The following is a 10652-nucleotide window of genomic DNA, read 5'->3' as shown; positions in this document are numbered from 1 at the left end:
CCTGTGTGCCCCCAAGCCCGGTGCCACCGCCGCCCCTCGTTCGGGTGGCTCCTCCAACCGGGTACGGGCCAGGCTCGCCCGGCTCGGGGTGCAGCGCTCCTCCCCGTACAACCCGGTCCTGGAACCGCTCCTGCGGACCGTACGCGGCAATGACCCCAAGATCGAGACCGCGACCCTCCGCCAGATCGAGAGCGCCTACCAGGTCGCCGAGCGCTGGCACCGCGGCCAGAAGCGCAAGAGCGGCGACCCGTACATCACCCACCCGCTCGCGGTCACCACGATCCTCGCCGAGCTGGGCATGGATCCGGCCACCCTGATGGCGGGCCTGCTGCACGACACGGTGGAGGACACCGAGTACGGCCTGGACACCCTGCGCCGTGACTTCGGCGAGCAGGTCGCGCTGCTGGTCGACGGCGTCACCAAGCTGGACAAGGTCAAGTTCGGGGAGGCCGCGCAGGCCGAGACCGTACGCAAGATGGTCGTCGCCATGGCCAAGGACCCGCGTGTCCTGGTCATCAAGCTCGCCGACCGGCTGCACAACATGCGCACCATGCGCTATCTCAAGCGGGACAAGCAGGAGAAGAAGGCCCGCGAGACCCTGGAGATCTACGCGCCGCTGGCCCATCGGCTGGGCATGAACACCATCAAGTGGGAGCTGGAGGACCTCGCCTTCGCGATCCTCTACCCCAAGATGTACGACGAGATCGTCCGGCTGGTCGCCGAGCGCGCCCCCAAGCGTGACGAATATCTGGCCATAGTGACCGACGAGGTCCAGTCCGATCTGCGCGCGGCCCGGATCAAGGCCACCGTCACCGGCCGGCCGAAGCACTACTACAGCGTCTACCAGAAGATGATCGTCCGCGGCCGGGACTTCGCGGAGATCTACGACCTGGTGGGTATCCGTGTCCTGGTCGACACCGTCCGCGACTGCTACGCGGCGCTCGGCACCGTCCACGCCCGGTGGAATCCGGTCCCGGGACGGTTCAAGGACTACATCGCGATGCCCAAGTTCAACATGTACCAGTCGCTCCACACGACGGTCATCGGGCCCAACGGCAAGCCGGTCGAGCTGCAGATCCGTACGTTCGACATGCACCGGCGCGCCGAGTACGGCATCGCCGCGCACTGGAAGTACAAGCAGGAGGCCGTCGCCGGAGCCTCCAAGGTCCGTACGGACGTGCCGAGGAACGCGGGCAAGGGCGCGAGCCAGGACACCGTCAATGACATGGCGTGGCTGCGCCAGTTGCTGGACTGGCAGAAGGAGACCGAGGACCCCAGCGAGTTCCTGGAGTCGCTGCGCTTCGACCTCTCGCGCAACGAGGTCTTCGTCTTCACGCCCAAGGGCGATGTCATAGCGCTGCCGGCCGGTGCCACCCCCGTCGACTTCGCGTACGCCGTGCACACGGAGGTCGGCCACCGGACCATAGGGGCACGGGTCAACGGGCGGCTCGTACCGCTCGAATCGACGCTCGACAACGGCGATCTGGTGGAGGTCTTCACCTCCAAGGCGTCCGGTGCCGGTCCCTCGCGCGACTGGCTGGGCTTCGTCAAATCGCCCCGGGCCAGGAACAAGATCCGGGCGTGGTTCTCCAAGGAGCGCCGCGACGAGGCGATCGAGCAGGGCAAGGAAGCCATCGCGCGCGCCATGCGCAAGCAGAACCTGCCGATCCAGCGGATCCTCACCGGAGACTCGCTGGTCACGCTGGCGCACGAGATGCGGTATCCCGACATCTCCTCGCTGTACGCGGCGATCGGCGAGGGCCATGTGGCCGCGCAGGGCGTCGTACAGAAACTGGTGCAGGCCCTCGGCGGCGAGGAGGCGGCCAACGAGGACATCGCCGAGAGCGCCCCGCCCTCGCGCGGGCGCACCAAGCGCCGCTCGAACGCCGACCCGGGCGTGGTGGTCAAGGGCGTCGACGACGTCTGGGTGAAGCTCGCCCGCTGCTGCACGCCGGTGCCCGGCGACCCGATCATCGGGTTCGTCACCCGCGGCAGTGGTGTCTCCGTACACCGCGCCGACTGCGTCAATGTGGACTCGCTCTCCCAGCAGCCCGAACGGATCCTGGGAGTCGAGTGGGCGCCGACCCAGTCCTCGGTCTTCTTGGTCGCCATCCAGGTCGAGGCGCTGGACCGGTCCCGGCTGCTGTCGGACGTCACCCGGGTCCTGTCCGACCAGCACGTGAACATCCTGTCCGCGGCCGTCCAGACCTCCCGCGACCGCGTCGCCACCTCGCGCTTCACCTTCGAGATGGGCGACCCGAAGCACCTCGGGCATGTGCTGAAGGCGGTACGGGGCGTGGAGGGCGTGTACGACGTCTACCGGGTCACCTCGGCACGCAGGCCATAAGCACGGCCAAGCAGGCACGCACCAAGCAGGCAGGCACGCAGAGCACCACGAACGCCTGAGGGCGCCTCGTACGGCATGTACGAGGCGCCCTCAGGCGTACACAACTGCCACGAGGCCTCGCCTCAGCCGCCGAACTCCTGGAGGCCCTTCAGCGCCTGGTCCAGCAGCGCCTGGCGGCCCTCCAGCTCCTTGGCGAGCTTGTCCGCCTTGGCGTTGTTGCCCGCCGCGCGCGCCGCGTCGATCTGCGTACGCAGCTTGTCGACGGCCGCCTGGAGCTGGCCCGTCAGACCCTCGGCACGGGCGCGTGCCTCCGGGTTCGTACGGCGCCACTCGTTCTCCTCGGACTCCTGGAGAGCCCGCTCCACCGCGTGCATCCGGGCCTCGACCTTCGGCCTGGCGTCGCGCGGCACGTGGCCGATCGCCTCCCAGCGCTCATTGAGCGCCCGGAACGCCGCCCTGGCGGCCTTGAGGTCCGTGACCGGCATCAGCCGCTCGGCCTCGACCGCCAGCTCTTCCTTGAGCTTCAGATTCTCGGTCTGCTCGGCGTCGCGCTCGGCGAAGACCTCGCCGCGCGCCGCGAAGAAGACGTCCTGGGCGCCGCGGAAGCGGTTCCACAGATCGTCCTCGGCCTCGCGCTGGGCGCGGCCCGCCGCCTTCCACTCCGTCATCAGCTCGCGGTAGCGCGCGGCCGTGGCACCCCAGTCGGTGGAGCCGGAGAGCGACTCGGCCTCCGCGACCAGCTTCTCCTTGGCCTTACGGGCCTCCTCCCGCTGCGCGTCCAGCGCGGCGAAGTGGGCCTTGCGGCGCTTGGAGAACGCCGAGCGCGCATGCGAGAAGCGGTGCCACAGCTCGTCGTCGGACTTCCTGTCCAACCGCGGCAGGCCCTTCCAGGTGTCCACGAGCGCCCGCAGCCGCTCGCCGGCCGACCGCCACTGATCGCTCTGGGCGAGCTGCTCCGCCTCGGTGACCAGCGTCTCCTTGGCGTGGCGGGCCTCGTCCGTCTGCTTGGCCCGCTGCGCCTTGCGCTCCTCACGGCGCGAGTCGACCGTGGCGACCAGCCCGTCGAGCCGCTTGCGCAGCGCGTCGAGATCACCCACGGCGTGGTGTTCGTCGATCTGTCCGCGAAGATGCTCGATGGCCGCCGCCGCGTCCTTGGCGGACAGATCGGTGGTCTTCACTCGCCGTTCGAGGAGGTCGATCTCGACGACCAGGCCCTCGTACTTGCGCTCGAAATAGGCCAGAGCCTCCTCCGGAGAGCCTGCCTGCCACGATCCGACGACCTGCTCGCCCTCGGCCGTCCGCACGTACACGGTGCCCGTCTCATCGACACGGCCCCACGGGTCGCTGCTCACAGCGCCTCCTCCACCTGATGCCCACAAGGGGAATGGCCCCGGGCATCATCCACAGTTTCCTGGGACGGGCTGTGCCCGCCCTCCACAACGCCAATCTAGGCGACCGGCCACCCGGCTGTCCGCACTCAGCACGGCCGAAATTCAGAGGGTCACGCCTTGTCGACCGTGCCCTTCTCCACGGTGACGGCCTTCTTGGGCGCGCCGTCGCCCGTACCGCCGTCCACACCGGCCTTGGCCACGTCTTCCACGGTCTTCAGGCCGGCGGCGTCCATCGTCCCGAACGGGGTGTAGCTGGGCGGGAGTTTGGTGTCCTTGTAGACCAGGAAGAACTGGCTGCCGCCGGAGTGCGGCTGGCCGGTATTGGCCATCGCCACCGTCCCCGGGGGGTACGTGACGGTGCCGTCGGCGCCCGCCTTGCCGAGAGCGGTCAGATTCTCGTCGGGGATCGTGTAGCCGGGGCCGCCGGTCCCGTCGCCCTTCGGATCGCCGCACTGGAGCACGAAAATGCCCTCGGTGGTCAGCCGGTGACACTTCGTGTTGTCGAAGTAGCCCTTGTCCGCGAGGGCCTTGAACGAGTTCACCGTGTGCGGTGTCTTCTTGGCGTCCATCTCGATCGCGATGTCGCCCTGGTTCGTCTTGAGCGACATCGTGTACTTCGCCGACTTGTCGATCGTCATCTTCGGCTCGGGAGCGCTGCTCTCGGTCGGCGACGGCGACGGCTCGGCGCTGGGGGTCGCCGACGGCGCGGCGGCCTTGTCCGCGGTGTCGCCGCCGGTCAGACCGCCCGAGGCCCATGCGGCGGCGCCGCCGATGACCACCACGGCCAGCACGGCCGCGACAAGGGCGTTGCGCCGCTTCGCCTTATTCCTGGCCTCCGTCCGGCGCTGCTGCTGCCGCTCGAACTTCTCCCGGGCGAGCTGCCGCCGTCGCTGATCGCTGTTGACCACCGGGTCTTCTCCTCGTGTGTGAGTGATCCTGTGTGACTGATCCTGATCGCCTGGCTGGGTCGTACGGTATCCGGGTTGGCTGTGGAATGAGCAGCGCCGGTAGGCTCTGATCTGCCGCATTCCACCGACGGACGATCCGGGCCGGTGGACAACACCTAAGGACGATCGTGCTCATTGCCGGGTTCCCCGCAGGGGCCTGGGGGACCAACTGCTATCTGGTCGCCCCCGCCGCGGGTGAGGAATGCGTGATCATCGACCCGGGCCACCAGGCCGCACAGGGGGTCGAGGAGGCGGTGCGCAAACACCGGCTCAAGCCTGTCGCCGTCATCCTCACCCATGGGCACATCGACCATGTCGCCTCGGTCGTCCCCCTGTGCGGAGCACATGACGTACCGGCCTGGATCCACCCCGCGGACCGGTACATGATGAGCGACCCCGAGAAGGCCCTCGGCCGCTCGATAGGGATGCCGCTGATGGGCGAGCTGACCGTGGGGGAGCCCGACGACGTACGGGAGCTGGCCGACGGCGCCCGACTGCCGCTGGCGGGCCTGGAGTTCACCGTCGCGCACGCGCCCGGCCATACCAAGGGGTCGGTGACGTACGGAACGCCCGAATCGGCCGGCGGGGCTGACATCCCCCCGGTCCTCTTCTCGGGCGATCTGCTGTTCGCCGGCTCCATCGGACGCACCGACCTGCCCGGCGGCGACCACGCCGAGATGATGGAGTCGCTGAGCCGGGTGTGCCTGCCGCTCGACGACTCGACCGTGGTGCTGTCGGGTCATGGCCCCCAGACGACCATCGGCCGGGAGCGCGCCGCCAACCCCTATCTGAGGGAAGCGGCCGCCGCCGGCGACGGAGACGGCCCGGCCGCCGCTCCGCGACGAGGAATGTGACACACCGGATCTTCATGAGTACTTTCCAGGCCCCCAAGGGCACCTACGACCTGATCCCGCCGGACTCCGCGGTCTTTCTCGCGGTGCGCGAGGCCATCTCCGCGCCGCTGAGGAACTCCGGTTACGGCTATGTCGAGACACCCGGCTTTGAGAACGTCGAGCTGTTCGCCCGCGGTGTCGGCGAGTCCACCGACATCGTCTCCAAGGAGATGTACGCCTTCGAGACCAAGGGCGGCGACAAGCTGGCGCTGCGCCCCGAAGGCACCGCCTCCGTGCTGCGCGCCGCGCTGGAGGCCAATCTGCACAAGGCCGGGAATCTGCCGGTCAAGCTCTGGTACTCCGGCTCGTACTACCGCTACGAACGCCCGCAGAAGGGCCGCTACCGCCACTTCTCGCAGGTCGGCGCCGAGGCGATCGGTGCCGAAGACCCGGCGCTGGACGCCGAGTTGATCATCCTGGCCGACCAGGCGTACCGCTCGCTCGGCCTGCGGAATTTCCGGATCCTCCTCAACTCCCTGGGCGACAAGGTCTGCCGGCCTGTCTACCGGGAGGCGCTCCAGGGCTTCCTGCGCGGTCTCGACCTGGACGAGGACACCCGCCGCCGTATCGAGATCAACCCGCTGCGGGTCCTCGACGACAAGCGCGCGGACGTCCAGAAGCAGCTCGTCGGGGCGCCGTTGTTCCGTGACTACCTGTGCGACGCGTGCAAGGCGTACCACGAAGAGGTCAGGGAGCTGCTGACCGCCGCAGGGGTCGTGTACGAGGACGACGAGCGGCTCGTACGAGGTCTCGACTACTACACCCGCACCACCTTCGAGTTCGTCCACGACGGTCTCGGCGCGCAGTCCGCGGTGGGCGGTGGCGGCCGGTACGACGGTCTCTCCGAGATGATCGGCGGGCCCGCGCTGCCGTCCGTCGGCTGGGCGCTCGGGGTGGACCGCACGGTGCTGGCGCTGGAGGCCGAGGGCATCACGCTCGATCTGCCGGGCTCCACCAGTGTCTTCGCGGTCCCGCTGGGCGAGGAGGCCAGGCGGACGCTCTTCGGTGTGGTCACCGAGCTGCGCAGGGCGGGCGTCGCCGCGGACTTCTCGTACGGCGGGAAGGGCCTTAAGGGCGCGATGAAGAACGCCAACCGGTCCGGCGCCCGCTACACGATCGTCGCGGGCGAGCGCGATCTCGCGGAAGGCGTGGCGCAGCTCAAGGACATGGAGAGCGGGGAGCAGGAGCCGGTGGCGCTCGACGCGCTGGTGGCCGAGCTGACCCGGCGGCTGAGCGGCTAGGCCCTGTCCGGGGAGGGGCCGTTCGGCCCCTCCCCGGACCCACAGACTCGTGCGGCACAATGAGTCCGCGCCGCCCGTGGCCGACGGCGTGCCCCACGGCCCAGAGCGAGGGATCGGCGGATATGACGGGTGCGGCACTGGACGACGTCTCCTCCGAGCGGGAGGAACGGACCGCCGCCGGCACGGTCGGCGGCAGCCGGGCGTTCGCGCTGCTGCTGGTGATCACCGGCGCCGCCGGGCTGCTGGCGGCGTGGGTGATCACGATCGACAAGTTCAAGCTGCTCGAAGACCCGAACTTCACCCCGGGATGCAGCCTGAACCCGGTGGTCTCGTGCGGCAACATCATGAAGAGCGAGCAGGCCTCGGTCTTCGGCTTCCCGAACCCGATGCTGGGTCTGGTGGCGTACGGCGTGGTGATCGCCATCGGGGTGGGGCTGCTGGCGGGGGCGCGCTACCAGCGCTGGTTCTGGCTCGGCCTGAACGCGGGCACGCTGTTCGGCGTCGGATTCTGCACCTGGCTCCAGTACCAGTCGCTGTACGAGATCAACTCGCTCTGCCTGTGGTGCTGTCTGGCCTGGGTCGCCACGATCGTCATGTTCTGGTACGTGACCTCCCACAACGTCCGCCATGGAGTGCTGCCCGCGCCGGGCGCGCTGCGCGGCTTCTTCGACGAGTTCACCTGGGTCGTGCCCGTACTGCACATCGGGATCATCGGAATGCTGATCCTGACCCGCTGGTGGGACTTCTGGACGAGCTGACGGTCCGGACGTACTGACCGTCCGGACGTGCTGTGACGGTCCGGACGTGCTGACAGATCGCGACCGGTCGCAACCGGCTCGCGACCGGTCGGGAGTTCCCGCCTCCACCGTCCCGACCTGCGTTGTCAGTGGCCTGGCATAGGCTTCACGCGTGGAGCCCGACCTCTTTACCGCAGCCGCCGAAGAGCGCCAGGAGAAGGATCCGTCCAGCAGCCCCCTGGCCGTCCGGATGCGCCCGCGCGTCCTCGACGAAGTCGTCGGCCAGGCACATCTGCTGAAGCCGGGATCGCCGCTGCGCAGACTGGTCGGAGAGGGCGGCGGCGGCCCCGCCGGACCCTCGTCCGTGATCCTCTGGGGCCCGCCCGGCACCGGCAAGACGACCCTCGCGTATGTCGTCTCCAAGGCGACCAACAAGCGTTTCGTCGAGCTGTCCGCGATCACCGCGGGCGTCAAGGAGGTACGGGCGGTCATCGACGGCGCCCGCCGCGCCTCCGGTGGCTTCGGCAAGGACACCGTCCTCTTCCTCGACGAGATCCACCGTTTCAGCAAGGCCCAGCAGGACTCCCTGCTGCCCGCCGTGGAGAACCGCTGGGTCACGCTGATCGCCGCCACCACCGAGAATCCGTACTTCTCGGTGATCTCCCCGCTGCTCTCCCGCTCCCTGCTGCTCACCCTGGAGCCGCTCACCGACGACGATCTGCGCGGGCTGCTGCGGCGGGCGCTGACCGAGGAGCGCGGACTCGGCGGCAGCCTCACCCTGCCCGAGGACGCCGAGGCGCATCTCCTGCGGATCGCCGGAGGTGACGCCCGCCGCGCGCTGACCGCGCTGGAGGCGGCCGCCGGCGCCGCGCTCGACAAGGGCGAGCACGAGATCGCCCTGCGCACGGTCGAGGAGACGGTCGACCGGGCGGCGGTGAACTACGACCGCCAGGGCGACCAGCACTACGACGTGGCGAGCGCGCTCATCAAGTCGATCCGCGGCTCCGACGTGGACGCGGCGCTGCACTATCTGGCCCGGATGATCGACGCGGGGGAGGACCCCCGGTTCATCGCCCGGCGGCTGATGATCTCGGCTAGCGAGGACATCGGTCTCGCGGACCCGGCGGCGCTGCCGCTCGCGGTCGCCGCAGCCCAGGCCGTCGCCATGATCGGCTTCCCCGAGGCCGCCCTCACCCTGAGCCACGCCACCATCGCCCTGGCACTCGCCCCCAAGTCGAACGCGGCGACGACGGCGATCTCGGCGGCGCTGGAGGACGTGAAGAAGGGGCTCGCGGGCCCGGTCCCGGCCCATCTGCGCGACGGGCACTACAAGGGCGCGGCCAAGCTCGGGCATGCCCAGGGCTATGTCTATCCGCACGATGTGCCGGGCGGTATCGCCGCCCAGCAGTACGCGCCGGAGGCCGTGCGGGGCAGGCGCTACTACGAGCCCACGCGGTACGGCGCGGAGGCACGGTACGCGGACGTGGTCGACAAGGTGCGCGAACGGCTGCGCGGCGACGGCATCTGACGGGGTCAGAGCAGCGGGGGCGCCCGGAGCGCTACGGGCGGCTCAGCGCGAGGCCGCGTCGAAGAGCGCCAGCATGGCCCGCCGCAGCCCGGTCACATCGCGCACCGGCTCGGGGAAGTCGAAGCGCGCGTCGAAGCACCGGTCGCCGGTGAAGCGCACCCGCAGTCCGAAGCGGTCGAGCCCGATCGGCACGGCCGTGCCCCGGCCCCGGACACCACCTCCGACCGCTCGCCGAGCAGTCGGCCCAGCGTCCGCACCTCGGCGCTGTGCGCGGCGTGCAGATGCTGGAGCAGCTCCGCCTCGTGCTCCACCAGCGGGTCGGGCACGGCCGCCGCGAAGTCCTCCGGCGCCACCGGCTCCGCGCCCCGGAGATCGTCCACGTACGCCTCTCGGACCGCCAGGCAGAGCGTCGTGTGCCCCGGTTCCGCGGGGCCGGGACCCGCGGTGAGCGGGCCCGAGAGCCGGGCACGGGCGCGGATCCGGTGCGGCACGGAGACGGGTGCGACATCCGTCAGCTCCAGTACGCCGGTCACCTCGCCGCCCCGGATCCGCGCGGCGGCGCGTACGGTGTCGGCCCCGGCCGGGAGGACCAGGAACACCCCGCCGTCCGGGCCCACGGTCCGGGTGAAGGGCAGGAGCTGCCACGGCTGAGCCCCGTCCGGACGCGGGACGAGCAGCATTGCCGAGCATGTACCCTGTACGAGAGTTCGTGTGCGTTCGGCTGCTGACGGCATCCGATCGATTTCAAGCCCGCTGGGACGCGGCTGACCATGAGCTGATCGGACCTCCGTCGAATCGGTGCCCTGCGCGTCGAGGCTGTCTGTGATGCGCGTGGTGTTCCCGGAGCGAGACATGCGATCTCCTTGAGTAAGGTGAGCCTAACCTAACCTACAATGGAGGTCTGGAGAACGTGCCTAACCAGTCGCGTCCCAAGGTCAAGAAGTCCCGTGCGCTCGGTATCGCGCTGACGCCCAAGGCTGTCAAGTACTTCGAGGCCCGTCCCTACCCGCCGGGTGAGCACGGACGTGGACGCAAGCAGAACAGTGACTACAAGGTCCGTCTGCTGGAGAAGCAGCGTCTGCGCGCCCAGTACGACATCAGCGAGCGCCAGATGGCCCGCGCGTACGACCGCGCCAAGAAGGCCGAGGGCAAGACCGGCGAGGCCCTGGTGGTCGAGCTGGAGCGCCGCCTCGACGCCCTGGTCCTGCGGTCGGGCATCGCCCGCACCATCTACCAGGCCCGCCAGATGGTCGTCCACGGTCACATCGAGGTCAACGGCGGCAAGGTCGACAAGCCGTCCTTCCGTGTCCGCCCCGACGATGTCGTGATGGTCCGCGAGCGCAGCCGCGACAAGGTCCCCTTCCAGGTCGCGCGCGAGGGTGGCTACGACACCGACGGCGAGACCCCGCGCTACCTCCAGGTCAACCTGAAGGCGCTGGCCTTCCGCCTGGACCGCGATCCGCAGCGCAAGGAGATCCCGGTCATCTGCGACGAGCAGCTCGTCGTCGAGTACTACGCCCGCTGACCCACCCGGGTCCCGCGCGCCGGCGTATCGGCCCGCCCCTCCC

At 69.7% G+C, this 10652-nt stretch carries 8 protein-coding genes and 1 pseudogene; 6 read left to right on the top strand and 3 right to left on the bottom strand.

From position 1 onward, the window contains the following. Position 1 precedes the first annotated feature (1 nt). A complete protein-coding gene (locus tag WH07_RS12545) occupies positions 2-2347 on the top strand; it encodes a RelA/SpoT family protein (protein WP_079023170.1) in 2346 nt (781 codons plus the stop codon). Positions 2348-2469: 122 nt separating this feature from the next. On the opposite strand, the gene WH07_RS12540 is transcribed toward WH07_RS12545, so the two are convergent. Together WH07_RS12540 and WH07_RS12535 are read right to left on the bottom strand one after the other, a co-directional pair. Beyond that, entirely contained in the window at positions 2470-3699 is a 1230-nt protein-coding gene (locus WH07_RS12540; RefSeq protein WP_046499549.1) for a DUF349 domain-containing protein, read from the bottom strand. A gap of 149 nt (positions 3700-3848) precedes the next feature. Continuing rightward, positions 3849-4646 carry a peptidylprolyl isomerase gene (locus WH07_RS12535; RefSeq protein WP_046499547.1) on the bottom strand — a complete coding sequence of 266 codons (798 nt, stop codon included), beginning with the start codon at positions 4644-4646 and terminating at the stop codon, positions 3849-3851. Positions 4647-4813: 167 nt separating this feature from the next. Here WH07_RS12535 and WH07_RS12530 point away from each other — a divergent pair, with 167 nt between their 5' ends. From WH07_RS12530 to WH07_RS12515, 4 genes are all read left to right on the top strand, one after another. Then, positions 4814-5539 carry an MBL fold metallo-hydrolase gene (locus WH07_RS12530; protein ID WP_046499544.1) on the top strand — a complete coding sequence of 242 codons (726 nt, stop codon included), beginning with the start codon at positions 4814-4816 and terminating at the stop codon, positions 5537-5539. 14 nt (positions 5540-5553) lie between these two features. Continuing rightward, positions 5554-6819 carry a histidine--tRNA ligase gene (hisS, locus tag WH07_RS12525; RefSeq protein ID WP_046499551.1) on the top strand — a complete coding sequence of 422 codons (1266 nt, stop codon included), beginning with the start codon at positions 5554-5556 and terminating at the stop codon, positions 6817-6819. A 122-nt stretch (positions 6820-6941) separates the two neighbouring features. Then, positions 6942-7577, top strand: a complete 636-nt coding sequence (locus tag WH07_RS12520) for a vitamin K epoxide reductase family protein (protein ID WP_046499541.1) — start codon at positions 6942-6944, stop codon at positions 7575-7577. A 151-nt stretch (positions 7578-7728) separates the two neighbouring features. Next, positions 7729-9084, top strand: coding sequence for a replication-associated recombination protein A (locus WH07_RS12515; RefSeq protein WP_046499538.1), 1356 nt, complete (start codon positions 7729-7731; stop codon positions 9082-9084). A gap of 42 nt (positions 9085-9126) precedes the next feature. On the opposite strand, the pseudogene WH07_RS12510 reads toward WH07_RS12515, so the two are convergent. Next, positions 9127-9764 (bottom strand): annotated as a pseudogene (locus tag WH07_RS12510) (DUF2470 domain-containing protein). A gap of 230 nt (positions 9765-9994) precedes the next feature. Between WH07_RS12510 and rpsD the strand changes: the two are divergent. Continuing rightward, positions 9995-10609, top strand: coding sequence for a 30S ribosomal protein S4 (rpsD, locus tag WH07_RS12505; RefSeq protein ID WP_046499535.1), 615 nt, complete (start codon positions 9995-9997; stop codon positions 10607-10609). Positions 10610-10652: the final 43 nt, after the last annotated feature.

Origin of the sequence: Streptomyces odonnellii, from assembly GCF_000981895.1 — a bacterium.
In the GTDB taxonomy this organism is placed as follows: Bacteria; Actinomycetota; Actinomycetes; order Streptomycetales; family Streptomycetaceae; genus Streptomyces; species Streptomyces odonnellii.
This window is presented reverse-complemented; position numbering and strand designations above follow the sequence as displayed.